The following is a 24997-nucleotide window of genomic DNA, read 5'->3' as shown; positions in this document are numbered from 1 at the left end:
TACTAAAACATCCAATTACTTCATTTTTTTACCTACACCATTACCAGGCAACATACGTTTACTCTTAATAAAAATTTGTCCTATTTTATCATCAGTTGTTAATGCTGAATCAATAGCAATTATAATAGTATTGAGATGTAAATCCCTTGTCTCTGTTATGCTTTGTGTCAAATTCAACACATGAATAGGTTTAACCATAGTACCATAAACAGGCACATCAAAATCTCTATCTTCTTTTAGTAATGAACCTATAAATGGGTCACGGTAATCAATTGTATTCGTTCTATTTGTACCTATACATATAACTAGAATATCTTTTTAAATAATATTTTTTTCCTTAAAGACATTACCTATCTTTAAATATGTATCTTTGGGTAGTCTTTTAATGTTATTTTCCTTTTTATATCTACCTCTTATTTTATCTAATAAATTACTTAATATAATTTTATCTCTCTATTAAAATTATAATTAATTACATAAAATATTATACCAATATTATGTAAATATAAACAGTATATCTTACATATAAATTAATAAACTCTTATACAATTTATTATTGTAAATCTACTAATCCTTTTTATTGTAGCATGAAAAAACTCAAACCTTTGAAATTAAAGGTCTGAGCTATCTTAGTTATTTATATTCTTTTTTTGTGGAACCACATATTTTAGTTTTCCACTCTTCATAGTTCTAAAGTTTCACTTAATCTTATATTAATCCAATATCCTCCCTAAAATACATCTCCTCAAACTCAACCCCATCAATATTATTATAAACATCAACCCTAGCTTCCTCAACAGTATCCCCAACACCCAACACAGAAAGAACTCTCCCCCCATTAGTCTTAAGCACACCATCTTCAGCCTTAGCTCCAGCCAAGAATACTTTGTCTTTAACCCCTTCATTAATCTTTATTTCATAGCCTTTAACAAACTCTCCAGGATATCCCCCCGAAGCAAGCACAACATTTACACAAGTACCCTTACTCCATTTAATTTCAAAACCAGCCAACTCCTCATTCATAGCCGCTTCAATAACTTCAAGCAAATCACTTTCCATCAAATAAAGCACTGATTGTGTCTCAGGATCTCCCATTCTCACATTATATTCTAATAAATAAGTACCTTTTTTAGTTATCATTAATCCAAAGAATATTATCCCCTTAAAGTCATATCCTTCTGCTTGTATTCCTGCTAATGTTTTTGCCATTATGTTTTCTTCGAATTCTTTTTGAACCTCATCTGTTACATATGGATTTGGTGCAAGAACTCCCATTCCACCTGTATTTGGTCCTTTTCCACCATCAAATATTTGTTTATGATCTTTTGCTGATAAAAATGGTACAATTGTTTTTCCATCTGTTATTGATAATATAGATGCTTCCACACCATCTAAAAATTCTTCAATAACAACTTTCGCTCCTGCCCCTTTAAATATGTCATCTATCATAAATGATTTTATTGAATCATTTGCTTCTTCTCTAGTTTCGCAAATCGCAACCCCTTTTCCAGCTGCAAGCCCATCTGCTTTAATAACTATTGGATAAGTACAGTTTTCTAAATAACCTAAAGCTTTATCTGCATCATAAAAAACTTCATACTCCGCAGTTTTAACACCATACTTCTTCATAAAGTCTTTAGAATAACTTTTACTACCTTCAAGCTCTGCTCCTGCTTTATCAGGTCCAAATATCTTAAGTCCACCAGCTTTAAACAAATCAACTATTCCCTTCGTTAAAGGATCTTCAGGACCAACAATAGTTAAATCAATATTGTTTTCCTTAGCAAAAGCCAATAATTCATTTATATCCGTAATATCTACATTTTCACATTTATCCGCAAATGCAGTTCCACCATTACCAGGTGCCACAAAAATCTTCTCAACTTTCTCACTTTTAGCCAATTTCCAAGCTAAAGAATGCTCTCTTCCACCAGCCCCAATTAATAACAACTTCATATTAAAACGCTCCCTTATCACCTTTATTATAATTAGTAATGAATATAGAATCCAAATTCTACATTCATTACTATTCATTTAATAAGCAAAGAGAAGATTACCTCCTCTTTGCTATTATCCTAGTGTTTAAAATGTCTAATCCCTGTCATAACCATAGCAATTCCATGTTCATCACAAGCATCAATAGATTCTTGATCTCTCATAGATCCACCTGGTTGTATAATAGCTTTAATCCCAGCTTTAGCACATTCGTCTACTATATCCCTAAATGGGAAGAATGCATCTGAAGCTAATACTGTAGCTCCTGCTCCTCTTCTTAAAGCGTCCATAGTTGGCCAAATTCTATTTACTTGACCTCCGCCAATTCCTACTGCTACTCCATCTTTTACTGTTACTATAGCATTTGATTTAACGTATTTTACTACTTTCATCCCGAAGATTAAATCTTCCATTTCTTTTTCTGTAGGTGCTTTCTTTGTTACTACTTTAAAGTCTTCTGCTAAAGTTTTATCTTCTTCTTGTATTAACATTCCACCATCTACTGATACAATATATTTTTTATCCTTAGCTTTTACACCACATTTTAATATTCTTAAGTTCTTTTTAGTTTTAAATACTTCTAAAGCTTCTGCGCTGTAATCTGGTGCAATAACTACTTCTAGGAATGTTTTCACCATTTCTTCTGCTGTTTCTTTATCAATAACTCTGTTTATAGCTACTATTCCTCCAAATATTGAAGTTGGATCTACATCATATGTTTTTTTATAAACTTCCAATGGTGTTTTTCCAATAGCTGCTCCACATGGTGTGTTATGCTTAAGTCCACAACAAGCTGTTTCTTCAAATTCACAAACTGTTTTCCATGCAATATCTACATCTTTAATATTGTTGTATGATAATTCTTTACCATTTAATATTTCAAATGAATTCATTGCTCCATTAAATTCTGTTGCTCCATAGTAAGCTGCTTTTTGATGTGGGTTTTCTCCATATCTTAAATCTTGCATTTTTTTATATGATACTGAAAGATATTCTGGATATTCCTCATCACCAAGTAAGAAGTTTGAAATTGCAGCATCATAAGCACTCATTAAGTTAAATACTTTTCCTGCTAATTTTTTTCTAAGTGAGTAGCTAACCTCTCCTGTAACTTTCATTTCTTCCATAACTGTGATGTAATCTTCTTTATCTGAAATAACTACAACATCTTGGAAGTTTTTAGCTGCTGCTCTTAGCATTGTTGGTCCACCAATATCTATAAATTCAACTTTTTCTTCAAAGTCTAAATCTTCTTTTACTTTTTCAAAGAAAGGATAAAGATTAACTATTACCATATCAATAGTTTCTATATTTCTTTCTTTTATAGTTTTCATATGCTCTGCATTATTTCTTATTGCCAGGATTCCTGCATGTAATATTGGATGTAATGTTTTTACTCTTCCATCTAACATTTCCGGAAAATTAGTTACTTCGTTAACTTCTATAACTTTTACACCATTTTCCTTTAGGTGCTTGTAAGTTCCTCCAGTTGATATAACTTCTACTCCATTATCTGATAGAAACTTAGAAAAATCTAAAACCCCTTCTTTATCAAAAACACTTATTAAAGCTCTTTTAATCATATTAAAACTCCTCACAACTTTACTATATTTATATTTCACTAATTAAACATCTAACTACTTTACTATATTTACTCTTTTATCTACAACTTGTATTTTATCATTTATTAATAATTCAATTGCTTTTGGAAGCAGTTTATGTTCCTCAGCTAAAACTCTTTTTTGCACATCTTCTGCATTATCTTCAAAGTTAACTGGTACAACTTCTTGAAGGATAATTGCTCCTCCATCTACTTCTTCATTTACAAAATGTACGCTACACCCTGTAAATTTAACTCCGGATTTAATTACTGCATTATGAACATTCATTCCATACATTTTATCTCCACAAAAAGCAGGTATTAATGATGGATGAATATTAATTATTTTATTTTTAAACTCTTTTAAAATATCTCCTTCTAATATTGAAAGGTATCCTGCTAGTACTATTAAATCAACCTTTCCCTTAGTTAGTTCTAATATTTTATCTGAAGTTTTATTTCCATATTCTTTTCTTGAAACAACATGCGTTTCTACTTCTTTTGTTTTAGCTCTATCTAATGCAAATATACCTTCTTTGCTTCCAATAACCATTTCTACACTGCAATTAAGGTTTCCATTATCTATTGAATCAAAAATGGATTGGAGGTTTGACCCTCCACCGGATGCTAACACTGCTATTTTAAACAAATGCCATCACCACCAGCTATTATATGCCCTATTTCATAAGCCTTTTCTCCACTTTCAACTAAAGCTCTGATTACAGGCTGAACATCTGATTCATTAACACAAAGCATAAATCCTATTCCCATGTTAAAAGTGTTGTACATATGATCTTTATCTACGCCTTTTTCTATTATTCTTTCGAATACTTTTGGAAGTGGATAACTGTCTTTATTAATTACTGCTGTAAAATCTAAGCCATTAAACATTCTTGGTGCATTTTCTATAAATCCACCACCTGTAATATGTGCCATTCCTTTAATTTCAAACTTTTCAAGTAAGGCTAAAACTGGTTTAACATATATTTTAGTTGGAGTAATTAATGTCTTCCAAGCTTCTTCTCCATTTAAATCTTCATTAATATCTTCAAAAACTTTTCTTACTAATGAATATCCATTTGAATGAAGTCCTGAAGATGCTATACCTATTAATTTATCTCCAACTTTAATGTTTTTACCATTAATTATTTTATCTTTATCAACTATACCAACAGCGAAACCTGCCATGTCATATTCGCCTTCTTTATAAAACCCTGGCATTTCTGCTGTTTCTCCACCAACTAATGCGCAAGCTGATTGAACACACCCATCTGCTACACCTTTCACTAAATCTGCTGCAACTTCTGCTTCTAGCTTTCCACAAGCTATATAATCAAGGAAAAATAACGGCTTTGCTCCATGACATAAAATATCATTTACACACATAGCAACACAATCAATTCCTACAGTATCATATTTTTTAGTTTTAAAAGCTATTTCAAGTTTAGTTCCAACTCCATCTGTTCCTGAAACTAAAACTGGTTTTTTGTAACCTTCTGGAAGTTCAACCATACCTGCAAAACCTCCAAGACCATTTAAAACATATTCTGTCATTGTGCGGCTTGCATATTCTTTTATAAGTTTTACAGATTTGTATCCTTCTTCTATATTAACTCCAGCTTCTTTGTAAGTTATCATATTATTACTACCTACCTTTCAAGATTATCTTTTCCAGTTTCTATTGGTGTTGCTATTGGATAAATTCCATTGAAACATCCAACACAATATCCTTTTTCTTGTGTAAAACATTTATACATGCTTTCCATTGATAAATATTCTAAGCTATCACAGCCTATTTGTTCTCTAATTTCTTCATTGTTTTTACCAGAACCTATTAATTCACTTCTATATGGAGTATCTATTCCAAAATAGCAAGGATATTTAACTACTGGTGATGCAACTAAGAAATGAACTTCTTTTGCTCCAGCTCTTCTTAGTGAATCCACTAAATGTTTAGATGTAGTCCCTCTAACTATTGAATCATCAACTAAAACTACTCTTTTACCAGCTATATTTGATTTTAAAGGATTTAACTTTATAGCTACTGCTCTTTCTCTTACTTCTTGAGAAGGTGTAATAAAAGTTCTTCCTACATATCTATTTTTAATAAACCCTGTGTCGTAAGGAATTCCTGATGCTTTTGCATAACCCATAGCTGCTGGAATTCCAGAGTCTGGAACTGCAACTACTATATCCGCATCTACTGGATGTTGTTTAAATAGTTGCCTACCAGCTTCCACTCTTGATGCATGAACATCAAGCCCATCAATTATTGAATCTGGTCTTGCAAAATATATATATTCAAAAGCGCAGGTTCTGCATTGAGTGTTTTCTGAGTAACTATAAGATTTAATTTCAGTCTCATCTATAACTACTATTTCACCAGGCTCAACATCACGCAGAAGTTCTGCTCCTATCGCATCTAATGCGCAGCTTTCTGAAGATAAAACATATCCTTCGTCCATTTTTCCAATGCATAAAGGTCTTATTCCATGAGGATCTCTAACTCCAATTAGCTTTCCTTCTGTTAAAATCACTATTGCAAAGGACCCTCTAACTGCTTGAATTGCATCTAAAACTGCATTTTCAATACCTTTTTTTGCACCTCTTGCAATAAGATTAGCTATAACTTCTGAATCTATTGAAGTGTGGAAAACGTGTCCTCCATCTTCTAATAGTTCACGAATAACACCAGCGTTTACTAAAGTTCCATTATGAGCCATAGCTATTTGTCCTAGCTTTGTTTGAGTTAATAATGGTTGTGCATTTATAATATTTGTATCTCCTGAAGTTGAATATCTTACATGACCAATTGCCCCATGACCCTTTAGCTCTTTTAAATCATCTTGGGAAAAGGCTTCTGTTATAAGCCCCATTCCCTTGTGCATTTTTATTCCTTCTTCATTAGCTACTGCAATTCCTGCACTTTCTTGACCTCTATGTTGAAGAGCATATAAACCATAGTAACTCATAGAAGCTACATCCATAGGTTTGTTTACATATACTCCAAATACTCCACATTCTTCTTTAAACTTATCATTGCTTGGGTCCATAATTAATTCTAATGTTTCATTACTCATAATACTCACCCACCTCACTTTACATATTTGCCTATTGCCTATTGCCTATACTTATTTTCATATTTTCATATTTATCTATTTATCTATTTATCTATTTATCTATTTCTAAATTTTCTTCTTTTTATTCTTACTTGTTTTTGATTCTGTTTAATATTTCAACATAAGCGTCACGTACATTTCCTAAGTCTCTTCTAAATCTATCTTTATCTAACTTTTCTCCTGTAGTTGCATCCCAGAATCTACATGTATCTGGTGATATTTCATCTGCTAAAATTATTTCTCCATTATATCTACCAAATTCTATTTTAAAATCAATTAATCTGATGTTTTGTTTTATAAAGAATTCTTTTAATAAATCATTTATTTTTGCTGTTATTGAATAAATTATTTCAAGTTCTTCAAAAGTTGCTGCTCCAATTGCTACTGCATGGAAATCATTTATTAGTGGATCTCCTAAATTATCATCTTTATATGATAATTCAAATACTGTAGTTTTTAATGCAAATCCTTCTTCAAGACCTAATCTTTTAGCCATTGAACCTGCTGCTACATTTCTTACAATAACTTCAAGAGGTACTATTTGAACCTTTTTACATAATTGTTCTCTATCATTTAGTTTTTCAATAAAGTGAGTTTTAATTCCATTCTTATTTAACATTTCAAAAATCATTGCTGTTATAGCATTATTTAATTCACCTTTATCGTTAATTGAACCTTTCTTTTCTCCATTAAAAGCTGTTGCATCATCTTTGTAATAAACTATTACTTCGTCCTCTTTATCTGTTCTGAATACTTGTTTTGCTTTTCCCTCATACATCATTTCTAATTTAGCCATTATAAATCCATCCCTTCGCCATTTTCTTCTATAAATTTCTTTTTCATATCTAATCTAAATGTTTTTAATTTTTCTTTTATTTTTTCATCTTTAATTGCAAGCATTTGTACTGCAAGCATACCTGCATTATAACTATTGTTTATTCCAACTGTTGCAACTGGTATTGATTTTGGCATTTGAACTATTGAGAACAATGCATCAAGCCCTTGTATTGCTCCATTTATTGGAACTCCAATTACTGGCATTGTTGTTTGTGATGCTATAACTCCTGGCAGATGAGCCGCCAGCCCCGCTCCTGCAATAACTACTTCGCAACCATTTGCTTCTGCTTCTATTAAAACTTCTGTTAATTTTTCAGGAACTCTATGTGCTGATAAAACATAAGCTTTATATTCAACACCAAATTCTTTTAAACAGTTTGCAGCTCCTCTCATTATTTCAGTATCAGATTTACTTCCAAAAAATATTGCTACCTTCATAAAGATTCCTCCATTTTTATAAATATTTATTATTTTGAGCTAAATGATTAAACATAATTTATAAAGCTCATTTAATTTTACAATTCTTTAATTATCTAAATTTATATTTTACTATTGAAAGTACTTAACCCCAGCTTTAAATATCTTCTGATCAAATTCTCCTGGTATGTTTTTGTAAAGATTGTCTCCAACTCTTTCTGAGTGAGCCATTTTACCAAGGATTCTTCCATCTAAACTTGTTATCCCTTCAATTCCTAGCATTGATCCATTAGGATTATGCGGCATGTTCATTGAAACATTTCCTTCTAAATCCACATATTGAGTAGCTATTTGACCATTCTCTTTTAATTTATTTATTAAACTCTCTGGTGCAACAAATCTTCCTTCACCATGTGAAACTGGTACTGTATGAATATCCCCTACATTTACTTCACTAAACCAAGGTGATTTAGTTGAAGAAATTCTTGTTTTTATCATTGAACTCATATGTCTGTTAATGTTGTTATAAGTAAGTGTTGCCATATCCTCTTCAATATCTAAAATTTCACCATAAGGCAGAAGTCCTAGTTTTATTAAAGCTTGGAAGCCGTTACAAATACCAATTATTAAACCATCTCTATTTTTCAGTAAGTCATTTACAGCATTTTTTATTTTTTCATTTCTAAATATTGTTGCTATAAATTTACCTGAACCATCTGGCTCATCTCCTGCTGAAAAACCACCAGGTAACATTATTATTTGAGTTTCTTTTATTAAACTTTCTAATTTGTCTATTGATTCTAGCAGTGCTTCTTTAGTCATATTTCTAAATACTAATTCAGTTACTTCTGCGCCTTCATTCCTAAATGCTCTTGCGCAATCATATTCACAGTTTGTTCCTGGGAACACTGGAATTAATACTTTAGGTTTTGCAATTTTAACTTTTGCCCCTGTGCAAACTTTCTTTGTATAGCTAATTGCTTCAACTTTTTCATTTTTATCTTCAGTTTCTATTTTAAATACCTTAGATAATTTTTCTTCAAATGTTTTTTCAAGTTCTGTAACTTTAAGGTTTAAGTCATATTCCTTTGAAATTATAGCCCCATTATTTATTGTCTTACCTATTGCTTTATAAACGCAACCGACTAACTCTTCTTCTATATTTGTAGAGTTACTAAATTCTAAAATTACTGAACCATAATTTAATCCAAATAATTCTTCTTTGCTTAAGTTTTCAAATTCTACCCCAATTCTATTTCCAAGAGTCATTTTAGTTAAAGCTTCAGCAATTCCTCCGATTTTAACTGATGATGCTGAAATAACTTTTTCTGCTCCAATTAACTTATATAATTTTTCTAAGTTCTTTTTATATCCATCCATGTTTAAAGTCATATCTTCTAAAGTTTCTGCTTTTAAAAGAACAACTGTTGATCCCACTTCTTTAAATTCTGGTGAAATTATTTTATCTGCTTTTTCAACACCCACTGCAAATGCCACAAGTGAAGGTGGTACATCTAAATCTCCAAAGCTTCCTGACATTGAATCTTTACCGCCAATTGCTGGTATTCCAAGATCTATTTGTGCTTGATACGCTCCAAGTAATGCTGCAAATGGTTTTCCCCATCTTTCACTGTCACATCCAAGCTTTTCAAAATACTCTTGAAGTGTTAATCTAGCTTTTCTATAATCTCCACCCATAGATGCAAGTTTTGTTACTGCTTCTATTACTGAGTAATATGCCATGTGGTATGGACTCCATAACCCCATATTTGGATTAAATCCATAGCTCATTAATGTTGCATCTTTAGATACTCCATCTAAAACTGGTATTTTAGCTGCCATTCCTTCTGCAGGAGTTTGTGCATATTTCCCACCGAAAGGCATAAGCACTGTTCCGCCTCCTATAGTTGAATCGAATCTTTCTACTAGCCCTTTTTGTGATGCTACATTTAAGCTTTTTAAATTTTTTATCCATTCTTCTTTAATATCCACATCTTCCACATTAAATGGATAATCCTTTGGTGCATTAACTACTACATCAGTAGTTTGTCTTGCTCCATTTGTATCTAGGAAACTTCTTTTTAAATCAACTATTTTATTTCCTCTCCAGAACATTCTAAGTCTTTCATTATCAGTAACTTCTGCAACTACTACAGCTTCTAAATTTTCCTTAGCTGCAAGTTCTATAATTTTTGCTGCATCTTCTTTAGCAACAACTACTGCCATTCTTTCTTGTGATTCTGAAATAGCAAGTTCTGTTCCATCAAGCCCATCATATTTTTTAGGAACATTGTCTAAGTTTATATCAAGTCCTACTGTTAATTCTCCAATTGCAACTGAAACTCCACCAGCTCCAAAGTCATTACATCTTTTAATTAATTTAGTAACTTCACTATTTCTAAATAATCTTTGGATTTTTCTCTCTACTAGTGCATTTCCTTTTTGAACTTCAGCTCCGCATTCATTTATTGATTCTTCTGTATGTTCTTTAGATGATCCTGTTGCTCCCCCAAGTCCATCTCTACCTGTTCTTCCACCTAATAAAACTATTAAATCTGAAGATTTAGGTTCAATCCGAACTACATTTGCCCTTGGTGCTGCAGCTATAACTGCTCCAACTTCCATTCTTTTAGCTCTGTAATTTTCATGATACACTTCTGCAACTTGACCTGTAGCTAGCCCAATTTGATTACCATATGAGCTGTATCCATGAGCTGCTCCTAAAGTTATCTTTCTTTGTGGAAGCTTACCTTTAAGCGTTTTTTCTATTTCAACTGTAGGATCTCCACTTCCTGTAACTCTCATTGCTTGATACACATAAGTTCTTCCAGATAGGGGATCTCTTATAGCTCCACCTAAACATGTAGCTGCTCCACCAAAAGGTTCAATTTCTGTTGGATGATTATGTGTTTCATTTTTAAACATTACTAAATATTCTTCATTTCCTTTGTCTGTCTCTATGTTAACCTTTATTGAACATGCATTAATTTCATCTGAAAGATCTAAATCATCTAAGTTTCCACGTTTTTTCATTTCCTTCATAGTAATAACTGCAATATCCATAAGTGTTTCGTCTCTATTTGTTTCACCATATACAAAATCTCTTGATTTTATATATGCTTCATATGATTTCATTACTGGCTCTGCGTAAATTCCTTCTTCTATATCAACTTCTTCTATTGATGTAGAGAAAGTAGTATGTCTACAATGATCTGACCAGTATGTATCTATAACCTTTATTTCAGTTATACTTGGATCTCTATTTTCATCTTTAAAATAATCTTTTATAAGTTTTAAATCTTCTATACTCATTGCAAGCCCTAGTTCTTTATGGAAGGCTGCAATTTCTTCATCACTTTTATTTATAAATCCATTTAAAATTTCTACATCCTTTGGCACTGGAAGTTCTACTTTAAGTTCTAAATTATCAATAGCTACTTCTCTTGAATCTACTGGATTAATATAATATTTTTTTATTTTATTAACATCTTCTTCATTTAAATCACCACTTAAAATAACTATTTTAGCTGATTTAACATCTATTTTTTCTTCTGATGTTAATAACTGATAACATTCTCCAGCTGAATCTGCTCTTTGGTCATATTGGCCTGGTAAATATTCTACTGCAAAAGCAAATTCTCCAGCCTCTAACGGTAAATTCTTTTCATATAATGTATCCACTGTTCTTTCTGAGAAAATAGTGTATAAAGCTTTTTGATAATAAGCTTCATCAATTTCTCCTAAAGTATATTTATTAACTAACCTAACCTCTTTTAAACCTTCAAGTCTTAAGTTACTTTTAAAATCATGAAGCAAGCTTTTTCCTTCTACATCAAAGCCCTTCTTTTTTTCAACAAATATGCACCTTGTATTTACCATTAACCATACCTCCAAATTTCAATTGTCTATTTATTAATATTCCCTATAAGCTATCCTCGTATCCTTCTAACAAATAATTGTATTAACCTTCTTCAAATACGAACATTAATTATTATTTTTCTTATATTCTTCGTCATTTCTTTTTTAGTTTAACATTCCCATCCATTATAGTCAACTTTATTCTATATATTTTATTTTATAATTCGTATATTTACGAATTATCATTTTATTTTATTTGATTATAATTCGTATGTTAAAAATTTTATTTTTATACTTCTTTACCCATTACTATTGTTCTCAATATAAATTAACTAAAAAAATAAATAACAAGCCAAAGTGCAAATGTACTTGCATATTGGCTTGTTATTTATTTTTTGAATTCATATGCGTAAGGAAACAGCAAGAGTAGTTCCAAACGCAACCCAAGGAAATGTTGATATGAGAGTGGAATGGATAAAAGATACTTGGAATTAGTCTAGTTCATGTAATTTAAAATCGTCTATAAAATATTAAATAATTTATCAGATAAATTATTTATATGTAATGAAAATATACTTAAAACCAAACACATCTAAAGTATTGACAATACAGCAGGTGATGATATAATTATATATATCAGATAACGATATATCGAGAGGAGATATAAAATGGCTATAGCTATAACAGAATCTACTTACTATATTATGTTAGCCGTATTAAGACCAAATCATGGATATGGAATTATACAAAAAGTAGACGAGTTAACAAAAGGTAGAGTTAAGTTAGGACCAGGAACATTATATGGAGCTATAAATACATTAGTGTCAAAACGCTGGATTAAGCTTTATAGCGAAGAAACTGATTCACGAAAAAAGAAAGAATATTTAATTACTGATTTAGGTAGACAAATTTTAAGTAATGAAATACGTAGATTGAAAGAACTTGTTAAAAATGGAGAAAAGGAGAGCGGCGAAGATGATTAAATTTAGATGGTATTATGACAAAGATAAAGAGGAAATATTTTTAAATGATATGGTAGCAAAGGGATACGCAATGACACATTTTTTTCTAGGAGTATACTGGTTTGAAAAGTGCGAGCCAGGAGAATATACGTATAAAGTTGATTTAATTAAAGATAAAAATACAAAACAAAAAAATGAATTTTATGATTTAATTAGAGAAATTGATGCAGAGATTGTACAAACATGGGGAATATGGGCATTCTTCAGAAAAAAAGGAGAATTTGAATTATATACAGATAATGAAAGTAAAATAGAACAATATAGTAGGATACAAAAGATTTTTCTTATATTAGCCTTATGTGAAACTTTAATTATTCCATCACAATTGCATAGTTATTTAAATTTTAGGATGGTATTTTCATTAATTAGCACAATTTTATTAAGTGTTATATGTATTATATTTTTCTATCAAGCATATAAGTGTAGAAGAAAAATTATGGATTTAAAAAAGGAAAATGAACAATATTAGGAAATCACAATCTAAAAAATTCAACAATATTAATTGTTGGATTTTTTATTATGATTCCCTTCATAATAAACAGACTCAAAGGTTTAATCCATTTTATAAAGTTCCCTTACCCCAAACACTATTTATATTTATACTAATTTGATCCCAATCTTCTTTAAATTCTACTATTTCCTGTAATCCAACCTCTGTTAATGTATAATATTTTCTATCTGGTCCATAAGGCTATTGCTTCTTTACTGATTTTATCATATTATTTCTTTCTAGCCTCAATAGTAATGGATATAAGGACCCTTCAGCAAATTCATCAGAACCTAACAATTGTAAATTTCGATATATCTCATAACCATAGGGTTCCTCTTTTTCTATTACCTTTAATATAATAACCTACCTTGCAATCTGACCTACGGACAGTTAAATTATATTTTTTGATATAAAAGCATGCTATTTATTTTTTTAAAATATTATAGTTTTGCCTTTTACCAATATTGATTTAAATTGAATTAATTCATAAATATGGATTAATATAAGTTGATAGTAGTTATAAATAAAAATAAGTATTTTCATGATATTAAAACAATGTGTAACGTCTTAGGCGTAGCCAGAAGTACTTATTATAGATCTTTAAACAAAACAGATTCTAAGAGATATAAGGAGAATGAGGAACTAAAAATAGAAATAAATAAAATATATGATGATAATAAAGGTATCTATGGTGCTCCTAAAATACATCATATTCTTAATCAAGGAAATTTATACGGTATCTTTAAAAAGGCTCCATTCTGCTGTATATTTAGTTCTTTTAGACACAAAAATGATCCCCTTAAAGTAGACAGATTTTTGCTATTTAATCTATCTACTTTAAGGGGATCATATCAGTACATTTTAGTTTAATTACTTAGATCATCTTATTTTTATAAAATAGTTATGTTATTAAGAAAATTCTCTTTATCCAAGTTACTATTATTAGCAAGTGCTCGCCCCTAGAAATAGTTCCTGCCCTGCAGGTCATTGCCCTGTGGAGGCCTGTCCTATTCAAGGCTTGCTAATAAATATGATTTCATAGCGCCTATTGTTCTAACCCGAGTTTATCTATTTTTATTATTTTTAACCAAATTACCCATCCTAACATATTAGGTAAAAACTTACAAAACTTCATCAATCTAGGCTTTTTCTCTTCGTCTCTTAATAATCCATTTTTAGCTTTATAGAGAAGAATGTGACTATAGAAATTACGACCTATGATTGAAGGTAATAATACTACAATAATCACAAGTGAAAACCAAATAAGCATCATAGGGTAAGCTAGTAAGCTACCATTATTAAATAACGTTACCATTAAAGGTGTAGACACTAAAGCACCTAGACAATAAAGAAAATAATTTTTGTAATTTATGCATTTGAAACGTTTTATAGACATTATTAAACACATCCTCATCTTTTTATAAAATTCTTTAAATTAAATCTTAGTATTGAATTATAAACGGTATAATTAATTCTTAATAAAAATCAGCCCAAAATAGGATATAAGTAACTAACAAAAATGCAATTTCCTTTTAGTTACTGGACAAAGAAGGCGAACGCTATTACACAAAGGTTATTATACCATACGTTCGAATTATTGACTATAAACAAATTATATGGTTATTAGGTGTCCATAGGTCAGCCCTTTCAATACAAGTTTTTTATAATTGCATAAAAAAAAAGAAACTGTAAGAGTAAACTCTTACAGTCTCTTTTAAACAATAGAATTATCTTCTGTTGTTTTGTTGTTTTGTTGTTTTCTTGCTCTTCTGCAATCAATGCATCTGATTGGTTCATTGTCGAACCCTTTTTCTTTGTAAAATTCTTGTTCTCCAGTTGTGAATATGAACTCATTTCCACAATCTTTACACATTATTTTCTTATCTTCCATCTTAAATCCTCCATTTCCAAAGATTAATATATTAGTACCAAACTCTATAATGGAGAATGCTAACTTCTATTAAATCTTCAAAAAAAATTTTAGTCATTACTGACTTCCTCTTTATAATATCATATTATTTATAAAAAAACCATACTTTTTTCAATAAATTTTATATATTTTTTAATATTTCTGATTATTGAAAAAACTTCAAAAGTTTATTTGAATATCCTTTACATATACCCAACAAAAAAACTGTAAGAGTAAACTCTTACAGTTTTTTATTTAAACAATAGAATTATCTTCTGTTGCTTTGTTGCTTTCTAGCTCTTCTACATTCAACACATCTTACTGGTTCGTTATCGAATCCTTTTTCTTTGTAGAATTCTTGCTCTCCAGCTGTGAATATGAAATCTGCTGAACAATCTTTACATACTAATTTCTTATCTTCCATCTTAAAATCCTCCATCTCTAAAGATTAAGTTCTTAAAACAAGTCTCTATAATGGAGAATGCTAATTACTATTAAATCTTTAAAATATATTTAGTCGTTTCCGACTTCTTATTTATTTTGTTTTTGCATTAATGCTATATCTTTTTTAAGTTTTTTTATCTTTTTTATATAAAAAATATTCAAATAAATAACAAGTGCTATTCTTGTTTATTTTCTTTAAACGCCTAATATTTCTTCAAAAAATACCTTATTAGTATTTAAAAATACATTTTTAATTTTATATAACAAAAAGCTGTAAGAGTAAACTCTTACAGCTTCTATTTAAACAATAGAATTATCTTCTGTTGCTTTGTTGCTTTCTAGCTCTTCTACATTCAACACATCTTACTGGTTCGTTGTCGAATCCTTTTTCTTTGTAAAATTCTTGCTCTCCAGCTGTGAATATGAAATCTGCTGAACAATCTTTACATACTAATTTCTTATCTTCCATCTTAAATCCTCCATCTCTAAAGACTAATTTCTTAAAACAAATCCCTATAATGGAGAATGCTAATTACTATTAAATCTTTAAAATATATTTAGTCGTTTCCGACTTCTTATTTATAATAACATATTTTGTTTATTAACGCTACCTTTTTTTAAAATTATTTTTATTTAAGTTATATTTTTTAAAAATACCGACAACATAACATTGCCGGCAAACCCTACGTAACCTTTTCAGGTTATTATTAGTTTGTTCAAAATTTCTATTTTATATTCTAATTTTACTATACCTAAAAACATTATTTTATTTTTGAACCTACATAGGAACCCACTCCACCAGCTACATTAGTTATATCAAACCCTAACTCTGATAATTGTTTGCAAGCGCTTGAACTTCTCCCCCCTGATTGGCACATTATATAATATTCTTTATCTTTTTTTAAGTATTTATCCGGTTTAGCTAAAATTTCACCCATTGGTATGTTTTTAGCTGTTTTTATAGTTCCACTTTTATATTCATAAGTTTCTCTAATATCAATTAACTCTATCTTTCCTATTAAATTGTCAATATCATTTACATTTATAACTTTCCCATTACTTTTTTTTAAAAAATCAAACATTTCTATTTCCTCCTAAGATGTTATTTTTAATATGTACCTAATATACACTAAAGTTTCAATCTTTTATGTGACCTAATCACTCAAATTCGATATTTTTTGAAGTTCCTTTAATTCTTTAATAATTACAATTTTGCCTCGTGTTATTTTTATATATCCCATTCTCTCTATATTTTTAAGCTTTCTACTTACACTTTCTCTAGTTGAATCAATATCAAAGGCTAATTCACTATGTTTAGCATAAATTACATTACTATTTTTACTTATTAATAATTTTATAAGTCTTATTTCAAGAGGTTCATGAATTATTTTTTCTTTATTATTTAGTACATTATTAAATTTGGAATATATATCTTTATACATATACTCAAGAAAAGCTGTATCTTTTAATAAAATATTTTTAGTTATATCTATGTTCATTATAAATATTTTTGAATCTTCTAATGCTTTCGCTACAATATTTAAAGATTCACACTTTATTATACAACTTAATGCTTCATGACATAGATCGCCCTTTTTTATATTATAAAGATTAGTTTCTTCTCCATCCTCATTTATTTTCTGTATTTTTATAACTCCACTAATAACAAATAAAAGCCCTGTGCATTCACTTTCAATAGAAGATAAATATTGACCAGCTTCTATTTTTTCAAATATAGTTTTTCCTCGTATTAACTCATTATTTATTTCTTTTAGTATAGGATATATTTCAAATAATTTTTCTATATTATTTAAATTATTATCTACTACTTCTTTTTTTTTATTCATGCATACCCACCTCTTCTATTATCCATCTTCAAAGTAGATCAAAATCTTAATTTTTATTTTTTTGAAGATCCTTAATTTTATTATAACTAATATTTTACCCAATTAGTCATTTGATAAAAGTAATAGTTTAAATGCCTTATGTGATATTGTCACATAATATTTTTATATATTTAATTATACTATAGCTATAATAAGCTTCTCTGATTATACATCAGCGAGAAAGGGGTTAAAAATGATAAAAAAAAATTTAGTAAGAAAAAAAGCTTATATAGATACTAAATATTGTGTTGCTTGTGGTGTTTGTGTAAGAAATTGTCCTGTTAACGCTATTAAAGTAACCAAAGGAATTTATGCTGAGGTAAATTTTGAAAAATGTGTTGGCTGTAGTAAATGTTCAAAGATTTGTCCTGCATCCGTAATAGAAATAAAATAATAATTTTAAGGAGTTGAAAAAAATATGAAAAAGAAAAAAAATTGGTATGAATATCTATGGATTGCCTCGTCTGCTTATTTAGTTCTTGGTGCTTTTAACATTCTATTTGCTTGGCTTGGATTAATATGCTTTCTTATACCTTTAATAATTTCCTTAACCGGTGGGGGAAAAGCCTATTGCAATAGTTATTGTGGACGTGGTCAATTGTTATCATTACTTGGAAATAAATTTAATCTTTCAAGAAATAAACCAATTCCTAAATGGATTAAAACTAAATATTTTAGATATGGTTTTTTAATATTTTTCTTAACTATGTTTATAAATATGATTTTTAATACCTATTTAGTTTTTCAAGGTACTAATTCTTTAAAAGAAGTAATAACTATTCTATGGACATTCAAGCTTCCTTGGAACTTTAATGAATTAACTACTATCACTCCATGGATTTCCCAGTTTGCTTTTGGATTTTATAGTGTAATGCTTACTTCTACAATACTAGGTCTTATTACTATGGTACTTTTCAAACCAAACTCTTGGTGTGTATATTGCCCAATGGGAACTATGACACAAGGTATTTGTATAATAAAAAACAAAATATCTAAATAATAAGATATTTTCAAATAAATAACCAATAAAAAAGAGGATGTTGACAAATGATTTTCAAAATCATTATAATCAACTTCCTCTTTTAAATTATTCATTTTTTTCAAGTAATTTTAGTTATCTCCAAACAAATAATTTTTATTTGTTTTTACTTAACATTTCTCCAATAGCAGCTATGCTACCAAGTGATGATAAAGTTTCATTTGGTAATATAAGCTTATTAGCTGGGCAATTTGCCATTTCTTTAAGGGCTTCAACTTGTTTTAAAGCTATAACAACTTCATTTGTTCCTGATTCTATAATAGCTGTATTTACTTTTCTTATAGCTTCTGCTTCTGCAATAGAAATTTGTTTTATTGCTGATGCTTTACCTTCTGCTTCTAACAATTGTGATTCTTTTAAACCTTCTGCTCTTCTAATATTAGCTTCTTTATCAGCTTCTGCTGCTAATATTTTAGCTCTCTTTTCACCTTCAGCCTTTTCGATTTGAGATTGTCTTTGACCTTCAGCCACAAGAATTGTAGCTCTCTTATCTCTTTCAGCTTTCATTTGCTTTTCCATAGCTTCTTGAATTTCGTTAGGTGGAACTATATTTTTTATTTCAACTGAAAGAATTTTGATACCATAAGCATCTGTTACATCATCCATAATATTTAAAAGATCTGAATTTATTCTATCTCTTCCTGATAACACTTCATCTAAAGTCATGTTACCTATAATGTTTCTCATATTTGTTGTTCCTGAATATACAATACCTGATCTGTAATCTTCAATATTATAAACTGCATCTTTTGCACTTAATAATTTATAAAATATTACATTATCTACTGAAATTCTAACATTATCCTTTGTAATAACTGATTGTGGTGGTACATCTAAAATTTGTTGTTTTGTTGATATTCTTCTTCTTACAAAATCTACAAACGGAATTATAAAGTGCCATCCTGGTTCTAATATCTTTTGAAATTGTCCAAACCTTTCAACTACACATACTGACCCCGTGTTTACAATTCTAATTGATGATAAAATTAATATTAATACTATTAATAAAATCACACTTCCTACTATAATACCTGCCATTTTTTATTCCTCCTCTTTCTCTATTCTTAATTTATTACCTTCAAATTCAACTATTCTAAAGCTTTCACCTTTTTTAATAGTTTCGCCTTTGTTAAGTACTGCCCAATAAACGCCTCCGAGTTTTGCTTTTCCTCTTTCTTCAATATCTTCTTCTGCTTTTAAAACTTTACCAATGTAATGTTCTTCCATTAGTGGTAAACGCTGTACTGAAGATTTGAATTTTTTTCTTGCCCAAGGATATCCAATAGATATTGTTATTATACTTATAGCTAAGAAAAGAATTATTTGCACTCCTATTGATGCGCCCATTAATGAAGCTATCATAGCTACAAAGGCTCCTATAGAAAACCAAATAAATAAAAAGCTACTTGTAGCTATATCTAAAATAAATACCACTATTCCAAGAATAATCCAAAATATTGTTGATCCCATTTATACTCCCCCCTTCTCTTTTCTTTTTATTATAACATAATTTGTTAATTAATTTATTATATTAACCTTATAAATTTATTATACATTCTTTTCTACATCTTTACAATATTATTTTAAACTTTTTATAAGTTTATTTTAAACTTTTAATAGGTTTATTTATATTTATATTTTATTCTCATTGATTTTCTAAGGTTTTCCTTTTATTATTTAATTAGGATGTATTTTGTTTTGTAATTTTATGAATACTAATATATAAGACATCTTCAAAAAAATAAAAATTGGAGTTGATAATATGGATTTTATTAAAGTCAGCGCAGCTTGTCCCGTTACCCGTGTAGCTGATATAGATTTTAACTTAGAAAATATTAATATATGTATAGATAATGCCTATAAAGCTGGGGCTAAATCTATAGTTTTCCCTGAACTTTGTATAACTTCTTATACTTGTGGGGATTTATTTATGCAATCTTCTTTATTAAACAAAAGTATGGAAGCTATAGAAAAGCTTGTTTATAAAAGTAAAGATACCGACATGTTAATTACTGTAGGTGCCCCTCTTAATTATAATAATAATCTTTATAACTGTGGTTATGTTATTTTTAACGGTAAAATCCTTGGAATTATACCAAAATCATTTATTCCAAACTATAGTGAATTTTATGAAAAACGTTGGTTTAGTGAAGGACTTGGAATTATTAATAAAAAAGTAGATTTTAAATTCCAAAAAGATATTCCTTTTGGAACTAATTTAATCTTTTCTTCAGATAATTTTAATTTTGGTTTTGAAATTTGTGAGGATCTTTGGGTTGCTATCCCACCTAGTTCCTACTTAGCTTTAATGGGTGCTAATATAATTGGTAACCTTTCAGCTTCAAATGAGCTTGTATCTAAAGCTGATTATAGAAGGAGTTTAATTACAAACCAAAGCGCTCGTTTAATGTCTTCATACATATATGCTTCTGCTGGTGTTCACGAATCAACAACAGATCTTTTATTTAGTGGACATTTATTAATCTCTGAAAACGGAAGTTTGCTAAAAGAAAATGCTAGATTCCAAAGAGATAACGAAGTTATTTACTCTTGCGTAGATATATTTAGACTTAATGCAGAACGTCTTAAAAATATAAGTTTTAGAAATTCATCAACAACTCTTCCTTTTGAACCTAATTATATAAAGTTCCAATTTAATAGTACTTCTATTAAAAACTTTGATAGATTTGTTGATAAACATCCTTTTGTTCCTTCAAACCCAAAGGAACGCGCAGAAAGATGCAAAGAAATATTTAATATTCAAGCTTCTGCACTTGCGAAGAGAATGGAACATACAGGGATAAAAAAAGCTGTAATAGGCATATCTGGAGGTTTAGACTCAACTCTTGCTTTATTAGTTGTAGTTAAAACCTTTAAACTATTAGGTATTGATCATAAAAATATAGTGGCAATTACTATGCCAGGATTCGGAACTACAGATAGAACTTATAACAATGCCTTAACTCTTTGCAAAGAGCTTAATTGTGATTTAAGAGAAATAAATATAGTAAAAGCCGCACTTCAACATTTTGAAGATATTGGCCATGATAAAAACATTCACGATGTTACTTATGAAAATGTTCAGGCAAGAGAAAGAACTCAAATACTTATGGATTTAGCAAACAAAGAAGGCGGACTTCTAATTGGAACAGGAGATTTATCAGAACTCGCTCTTGGATGGTGCACTTATAACGGTGATCATATGAGCATGTACTCTGTTAACCCATCTATACCCAAGAGTCTTGTTCGATATTTAGTAAGATATGTAGCAGAACAAGAATACACTGGCAATGTGGCAGAAACATTACTTGATGTTTTAGATACTCCAGTTAGCCCTGAACTATTACCAAAGGGAGCTACTGATGAAATGGTACAAAAAACAGAAGATATAGTTGGACCATATGAATTACATGACTTCTTCTTATATCACTTTATAAAACATGGTTCTTCCAAAGAAAGAATTCTGTTACTATCAACTCAAGCCTTTAAAGATGATTATAGCTTCGATGAAATTGAAAAATGGCTTAATAAATTTATTTATAGATTCTTTACTCAACAATTTAAAAGAAGTGCTCTCCCTGATGGACCAAAGGTAGGAAGTATATCTTTAAGTCCTAGAGGAGATTGGAGAATGCCTTCAGATGCTTCTTTCAATAGCTTTAAATAATTAAAATGCCCCTAAATTTAGATTTGACTAAATTTAGGGGCATTTTCACCATATCTTTTTTAAATTTCAAATAAATATTTTATCATTTATTCCTCTTCCGCCACTCCATTAAGCTTGAATTTATTAATATAATTTGTTGTTACCCCTGCATTATCTTTTAATGATACTGAATACTTTAATATTTCAGCTGAAGATGTATTAGTATTCTCGGCTGATGCAGTTATTTCTTCTGCTGAGTTACATATTTCTTCATTTACTACTGATAGATTTTGAATTTTCATAACAATTTTATTGCTATCTTCTGAAATTAAATTAGCTCTTTTAACCAGCATTTTAATTTTAGGATTCATATCTCCTATAGAATTTGAAATAACATCAAATGATACTATTGACTTATCTACTCCCAATTTCTGATTTTGAAGTTCCATACTCATTTCATCTGTTTTAGAAACTAAGTTTTCTGAACTATTTAATACATCTGCAATTAAATGATTAATAGAAACTGATGATTCTTTAGTCTTTTCTGCTAATTTTCTAATTTCTGATGCTACTACAGTAAATCCTAGACCTGCCGCCCCTGCCCTTGCCGCTTCAATAGCTGCATTTAAAGCTAAAAGATTAGTTTGTTCTGCTACATTATTTATTAAATCTGTGATATCATCAACTTTTTTAATATCAGTATTCATAGTTTCAATAGTTCCTAAGAATACTTGAAAGAGTTTATTAAAATCTTCCATTGATTTTCTTAATTCTTTTAACTCTGCATTACTTTCATTTGCATTTTTGTCAACTTCATTAGCTATTCCTGATAAATTATCTATATCTTTAATATTATCCTCTAGAAGTTTGTTAAATTCACTCATTCTCCCTATAATAACTTCAATATCCATAGTTTCACCAGATATTCCTTGGGCAATATTGCTTATTGCTTGTGAAATATCCCCTGTAGCACAAGTTAATTCCTCAGATACATTAGATAAAGACCCTGATTGACCATTAAGATCTTCTGTTAAGGACTTTAAATCTTTTATCATTTCTATTGTAGATTTTTGCATTTTATCTAATGCCACACATATTGCACCAATTTCATCTTCTCTTTTAAAATATTTTTCCTTTATTTTATAATGATAAACTCCATTTGTAAGATATTCAATGTGTAATCTAAGTCCATTTAATAACCTTGCTGTCCTGCCAAAATTTTTCCATATCCATATAGCTCCAATTATAATTATTACAATTGAAATTACTATTATGTACATTGTTGTCCTATTTAAAGCCTTACTTATTACTCCAGCAACTACTACTTTTTCCCCTTCTGAAATAACCTTTGTTATGCTACTTCTTAACATACTTCCCATAATAAATCTTTGCACACCTATTATTATAGATATTATAATCCCCATTAATATTATAAAATTTTTAGTAATAGTAAATTTTATGCTTTTCATATTATCAAATTTTGCATTTAGTCTCATAGTTTTCCCCTTTCCCTTTAATTTTCTCCATATAAATATACCTTTCCCCTTACTTTGAAACCCTTTTTTACATTATTTTTATTTATTACTTATATTTTACACTATTTAAAATATTTTTGTACATTTTTGTCTTATTTAATTATTTTTATCTTTATTTACATAATATATAAATTTAAAAATAGTTCACATAAAAAAGCATTCGATATTACATACTATCGAATGCTCTTTTAACTATTATTTTTTATATTCCTAATTCACTTATAAATTCTCTAATAGCTTTTACATAAGTATCTTTGTCTTTTGCATAAGCTCCCACATGTACCGCATCTGGAATTATAACTAATTTGTTTTTATTTCCTATTTTAACACTAAACATTTCTTCACTCATAGTTACAGGCACTACATTGTCTCCAGTCCCATGAACAAATAATACAGGTATCTCATTATCTTTTATACAATCAATAGGTGATATATTATTCATATCAAACCCACATTTACTTTTACATTGTCTATTAACCATATTATATATTGGAAAAAACGGAACATCAGCTTGTTTAAACTGATATCTTAAAATTTCTTTTCCATTTGAATATGCACAATCAGCTATAACAAAATCTATTTTTTCACTATAATTTCCACCATACATAAGAACTGTTGCTCCACCCATGGATTGTCCGTGAAGTCCTATCATTCCATCTTCACCGATTTTATTTCTAATTAAATTCACCCAAATATCTAAATCTTTTTGTTCTTTATATCCGTAAGTAATATATTCGCCTTCACTTTCTCCATGACTTCTCATATCTACTAGTAATACATTAAACCCCTCTTCAAAAAATATATCTAAAAATTGAATACATACATAATGATTTGCTGTATATCCATGGTGAATAATCATAACTTTATTTGAGTCCGGATATTTATTGTAATAATAACCCTTTAGCTTAAATCCATCTGAACTTAGGATTTCTAATTCTTCATATTCTAAGTCTTCATAATTTTTATAATCACAAAAGAATCGTTCTTTTAAAACTTTTATCATTTTACCTTTATCTTTCCTATCATCAAGTATTATATGTTTAAATGCATCTTTTTTTATTTCACCTATAAAATTGATACTAAGTAATATAATTATTACTATAAATACTGATATTATTAACAAACCTTTCATTTTTCTCTCCTCTTTAGGCATATTTAACTTTAGTAATCTTGTCTCATATTATTACATTATTTTACCAC

Annotated in this window: 26 protein-coding genes; 6 read left to right on the top strand and 20 right to left on the bottom strand. The window is 29.2% G+C overall.

Features of this window, described 5'->3' with window-relative positions:
* Positions 1-15 precede the first annotated feature (15 nt).
* The 9 genes from BLS77_RS17020 to BLS77_RS16980 all read right to left on the bottom strand — a co-directional run bounded on the left by BLS77_RS17020 (position 16) and on the right by BLS77_RS16980 (position 11847).
* A complete protein-coding gene (locus tag BLS77_RS17020; RefSeq protein ID WP_089972623.1) occupies positions 16-312 on the bottom strand; it encodes a DUF1256 domain-containing protein in 297 nt (98 codons plus the stop codon).
* A gap of 396 nt (positions 313-708) precedes the next feature.
* Positions 709-1956 (bottom strand): phosphoribosylamine--glycine ligase, encoded by a 1248-nt coding sequence (gene purD, locus BLS77_RS17015; RefSeq protein WP_089972620.1) that lies wholly within the window; start codon positions 1954-1956, stop codon positions 709-711.
* 119 nt (positions 1957-2075) lie between these two features.
* Positions 2076-3578, bottom strand: a complete 1503-nt coding sequence (gene purH / locus BLS77_RS17010) for a bifunctional phosphoribosylaminoimidazolecarboxamide formyltransferase/IMP cyclohydrolase (RefSeq protein WP_089972617.1) — start codon at positions 3576-3578, stop codon at positions 2076-2078.
* A 54-nt stretch (positions 3579-3632) separates the two neighbouring features.
* Entirely contained in the window at positions 3633-4244 is a 612-nt protein-coding gene (purN, locus tag BLS77_RS17005) for a phosphoribosylglycinamide formyltransferase (RefSeq protein ID WP_089972613.1), read from the bottom strand.
* Complete coding sequence (gene purM / locus BLS77_RS17000; protein WP_089972610.1) at positions 4232-5233, bottom strand: phosphoribosylformylglycinamidine cyclo-ligase; 1002 nt, start codon at positions 5231-5233, stop codon at positions 4232-4234. The genes purN and purM overlap by 13 nt, the downstream gene beginning before the upstream one ends.
* An 11-nt stretch (positions 5234-5244) precedes the next feature.
* Entirely contained in the window at positions 5245-6675 is a 1431-nt protein-coding gene (purF, locus tag BLS77_RS16995; protein ID WP_089972607.1) for an amidophosphoribosyltransferase, read from the bottom strand.
* Between the two features lie 127 nt (positions 6676-6802).
* Entirely contained in the window at positions 6803-7510 is a 708-nt protein-coding gene (purC, locus tag BLS77_RS16990; protein WP_089972604.1) for a phosphoribosylaminoimidazolesuccinocarboxamide synthase, read from the bottom strand.
* Positions 7510-7989 carry a 5-(carboxyamino)imidazole ribonucleotide mutase gene (purE, locus tag BLS77_RS16985; RefSeq protein WP_089972601.1) on the bottom strand — a complete coding sequence of 160 codons (480 nt, stop codon included), beginning with the start codon at positions 7987-7989 and terminating at the stop codon, positions 7510-7512. The genes purC and purE overlap by 1 nt, the downstream gene beginning before the upstream one ends.
* Positions 7990-8100: 111 nt before the next feature.
* Complete coding sequence (locus BLS77_RS16980) at positions 8101-11847, bottom strand: phosphoribosylformylglycinamidine synthase (protein WP_089972598.1); 3747 nt, start codon at positions 11845-11847, stop codon at positions 8101-8103.
* Between the two features lie 647 nt (positions 11848-12494).
* Between BLS77_RS16980 and BLS77_RS16975 the strand changes: the two genes are divergently transcribed.
* The gene (locus BLS77_RS16975; protein WP_089972595.1) at positions 12495-12809 is read left to right on the top strand and encodes a PadR family transcriptional regulator; all 315 of its coding nucleotides are present in this window, start codon (positions 12495-12497) and stop codon (positions 12807-12809) included.
* Positions 12802-13317 (top strand): DUF2812 domain-containing protein, encoded by a 516-nt coding sequence (locus BLS77_RS16970; RefSeq protein WP_175490895.1) that lies wholly within the window; start codon positions 12802-12804, stop codon positions 13315-13317. The genes BLS77_RS16975 and BLS77_RS16970 overlap by 8 nt, the downstream gene beginning before the upstream one ends.
* Positions 13318-13539: 222 nt before the next feature.
* Here the strand turns inward: BLS77_RS16970 and BLS77_RS20805 are convergent, their stop codons facing one another.
* Positions 13540-13683 (bottom strand): helix-turn-helix transcriptional regulator, encoded by a 144-nt coding sequence (locus tag BLS77_RS20805; RefSeq protein ID WP_423231044.1) that lies wholly within the window; start codon positions 13681-13683, stop codon positions 13540-13542.
* A 162-nt stretch (positions 13684-13845) separates the two neighbouring features.
* Between BLS77_RS20805 and BLS77_RS16960 the strand changes: the two genes are divergently transcribed.
* Positions 13846-14208 carry an IS3 family transposase gene (locus tag BLS77_RS16960; protein WP_089972589.1) on the top strand — a complete coding sequence of 121 codons (363 nt, stop codon included), beginning with the start codon at positions 13846-13848 and terminating at the stop codon, positions 14206-14208.
* A 175-nt stretch (positions 14209-14383) separates the two neighbouring features.
* On the opposite strand, the gene BLS77_RS16955 is transcribed toward BLS77_RS16960, so the two are convergent.
* The 6 genes from BLS77_RS16955 to BLS77_RS16930 form a co-directional block, all read right to left on the bottom strand.
* Positions 14384-14653 carry a hypothetical protein gene (locus tag BLS77_RS16955; protein WP_175490894.1) on the bottom strand — a complete coding sequence of 90 codons (270 nt, stop codon included), beginning with the start codon at positions 14651-14653 and terminating at the stop codon, positions 14384-14386.
* 399 nt (positions 14654-15052) lie between these two features.
* Positions 15053-15229, bottom strand: coding sequence for a zinc-ribbon domain-containing protein (locus tag BLS77_RS16950; protein ID WP_089972583.1), 177 nt, complete (start codon positions 15227-15229; stop codon positions 15053-15055).
* 286 nt (positions 15230-15515) lie between these two features.
* On the bottom strand, positions 15516-15671 hold the full coding sequence (locus BLS77_RS16945) for a zinc-ribbon domain-containing protein (protein WP_089972580.1): 156 nt from the start codon (positions 15669-15671) through the stop codon (positions 15516-15518).
* Between the two features lie 333 nt (positions 15672-16004).
* On the bottom strand, positions 16005-16160 hold the full coding sequence (locus tag BLS77_RS16940; protein ID WP_089972580.1) for a zinc-ribbon domain-containing protein: 156 nt from the start codon (positions 16158-16160) through the stop codon (positions 16005-16007).
* Between the two features lie 292 nt (positions 16161-16452).
* The gene (locus tag BLS77_RS16935) at positions 16453-16773 is read right to left on the bottom strand and encodes a rhodanese-like domain-containing protein (RefSeq protein ID WP_089972577.1); all 321 of its coding nucleotides are present in this window, start codon (positions 16771-16773) and stop codon (positions 16453-16455) included.
* A gap of 72 nt (positions 16774-16845) precedes the next feature.
* On the bottom strand, positions 16846-17538 hold the full coding sequence (locus tag BLS77_RS16930; RefSeq protein WP_089972570.1) for a Crp/Fnr family transcriptional regulator: 693 nt from the start codon (positions 17536-17538) through the stop codon (positions 16846-16848).
* A gap of 232 nt (positions 17539-17770) precedes the next feature.
* Here BLS77_RS16930 and BLS77_RS16925 point away from each other — a divergent pair, with 232 nt between their 5' ends.
* Positions 17771-17971, top strand: a complete 201-nt coding sequence (locus BLS77_RS16925; RefSeq protein ID WP_089972567.1) for a 4Fe-4S binding protein — start codon at positions 17771-17773, stop codon at positions 17969-17971.
* A gap of 24 nt (positions 17972-17995) precedes the next feature.
* The gene (locus tag BLS77_RS16920; protein ID WP_089972565.1) at positions 17996-18577 is read left to right on the top strand and encodes a 4Fe-4S binding protein; all 582 of its coding nucleotides are present in this window, start codon (positions 17996-17998) and stop codon (positions 18575-18577) included.
* A 135-nt stretch (positions 18578-18712) separates the two neighbouring features.
* Here BLS77_RS16920 and BLS77_RS16915 read toward each other — a convergent pair whose 3' ends face one another.
* Positions 18713-19654 (bottom strand): SPFH domain-containing protein, encoded by a 942-nt coding sequence (locus tag BLS77_RS16915; protein ID WP_089972561.1) that lies wholly within the window; start codon positions 19652-19654, stop codon positions 18713-18715.
* A 3-nt stretch (positions 19655-19657) separates the two neighbouring features.
* The gene (locus BLS77_RS16910; protein WP_089972557.1) at positions 19658-20086 is read right to left on the bottom strand and encodes an NfeD family protein; all 429 of its coding nucleotides are present in this window, start codon (positions 20084-20086) and stop codon (positions 19658-19660) included.
* Between the two features lie 292 nt (positions 20087-20378).
* On the opposite strand from BLS77_RS16910, the gene BLS77_RS16905 reads away from it, so the two are divergent.
* The gene (locus tag BLS77_RS16905) at positions 20379-22283 is read left to right on the top strand and encodes an NAD(+) synthase (RefSeq protein WP_089972552.1); all 1905 of its coding nucleotides are present in this window, start codon (positions 20379-20381) and stop codon (positions 22281-22283) included.
* Positions 22284-22369: 86 nt separating this feature from the next.
* Here the strand turns inward: BLS77_RS16905 and BLS77_RS16900 are convergent, their stop codons facing one another.
* Both BLS77_RS16900 and BLS77_RS16895 read right to left on the bottom strand, forming a co-directional pair.
* Positions 22370-23758 carry a methyl-accepting chemotaxis protein gene (locus BLS77_RS16900; protein ID WP_089972548.1) on the bottom strand — a complete coding sequence of 463 codons (1389 nt, stop codon included), beginning with the start codon at positions 23756-23758 and terminating at the stop codon, positions 22370-22372.
* 241 nt (positions 23759-23999) lie between these two features.
* Positions 24000-24929 carry an alpha/beta hydrolase gene (locus BLS77_RS16895; RefSeq protein ID WP_175490893.1) on the bottom strand — a complete coding sequence of 310 codons (930 nt, stop codon included), beginning with the start codon at positions 24927-24929 and terminating at the stop codon, positions 24000-24002.
* Positions 24930-24997: the final 68 nt, after the last annotated feature.

The sequence above is a fragment of the Clostridium gasigenes genome (assembly GCF_900104115.1).
Classification (GTDB): domain Bacteria; phylum Bacillota; class Clostridia; order Clostridiales; family Clostridiaceae; genus Clostridium; species Clostridium gasigenes.
This window is presented reverse-complemented; position numbering and strand designations above follow the sequence as displayed.

Coding starts and splice junctions, on each gene's coding strand:
- purH (WP_089972617.1), bottom strand. CDS start 3,578: ATGATTAAAAGAGCTTTAATAAGTGTTTTTGATAAAGAAGGGGTTTTA.
- BLS77_RS16950 (WP_089972583.1), bottom strand. CDS start 15,229: ATGGAAGATAAGAAAATAATGTGTAAAGATTGTGGAAATGAGTTCATA.
- purE (WP_089972601.1), bottom strand. CDS start 7,989: ATGAAGGTAGCAATATTTTTTGGAAGTAAATCTGATACTGAAATAATG.
- BLS77_RS16955 (WP_175490894.1), bottom strand. CDS start 14,653: ATGGTAACGTTATTTAATAATGGTAGCTTACTAGCTTACCCTATGATG.
- BLS77_RS16930 (WP_089972570.1), bottom strand. CDS start 17,538: ATGAATAAAAAAAAAGAAGTAGTAGATAATAATTTAAATAATATAGAA.
- BLS77_RS16920 (WP_089972565.1), top strand. CDS start 17,996: ATGAAAAAGAAAAAAAATTGGTATGAATATCTATGGATTGCCTCGTCT.
- BLS77_RS16900 (WP_089972548.1), bottom strand. CDS start 23,758: ATGAGACTAAATGCAAAATTTGATAATATGAAAAGCATAAAATTTACT.
- BLS77_RS16940 (WP_089972580.1), bottom strand. CDS start 16,160: ATGGAAGATAAGAAATTAGTATGTAAAGATTGTTCAGCAGATTTCATA.
- BLS77_RS16935 (WP_089972577.1), bottom strand. CDS start 16,773: ATGTTTGATTTTTTAAAAAAAAGTAATGGGAAAGTTATAAATGTAAAT.
- BLS77_RS16905 (WP_089972552.1), top strand. CDS start 20,379: ATGGATTTTATTAAAGTCAGCGCAGCTTGTCCCGTTACCCGTGTAGCT.
- BLS77_RS16895 (WP_175490893.1), bottom strand. CDS start 24,929: ATGAAAGGTTTGTTAATAATATCAGTATTTATAGTAATAATTATATTA.
- purF (WP_089972607.1), bottom strand. CDS start 6,675: ATGAGTAATGAAACATTAGAATTAATTATGGACCCAAGCAATGATAAG.
- purD (WP_089972620.1), bottom strand. CDS start 1,956: ATGAAGTTGTTATTAATTGGGGCTGGTGGAAGAGAGCATTCTTTAGCT.
- BLS77_RS16980 (WP_089972598.1), bottom strand. CDS start 11,847: ATGGTAAATACAAGGTGCATATTTGTTGAAAAAAAGAAGGGCTTTGAT.
- BLS77_RS16945 (WP_089972580.1), bottom strand. CDS start 15,671: ATGGAAGATAAGAAATTAGTATGTAAAGATTGTTCAGCAGATTTCATA.
- BLS77_RS16915 (WP_089972561.1), bottom strand. CDS start 19,654: ATGGCAGGTATTATAGTAGGAAGTGTGATTTTATTAATAGTATTAATA.
- purM (WP_089972610.1), bottom strand. CDS start 5,233: ATGATAACTTACAAAGAAGCTGGAGTTAATATAGAAGAAGGATACAAA.
- BLS77_RS16970 (WP_175490895.1), top strand. CDS start 12,802: ATGATTAAATTTAGATGGTATTATGACAAAGATAAAGAGGAAATATTT.
- BLS77_RS16910 (WP_089972557.1), bottom strand. CDS start 20,086: ATGGGATCAACAATATTTTGGATTATTCTTGGAATAGTGGTATTTATT.
- purC (WP_089972604.1), bottom strand. CDS start 7,510: ATGGCTAAATTAGAAATGATGTATGAGGGAAAAGCAAAACAAGTATTC.
- BLS77_RS16975 (WP_089972595.1), top strand. CDS start 12,495: ATGGCTATAGCTATAACAGAATCTACTTACTATATTATGTTAGCCGTA.
- BLS77_RS16925 (WP_089972567.1), top strand. CDS start 17,771: ATGATAAAAAAAAATTTAGTAAGAAAAAAAGCTTATATAGATACTAAA.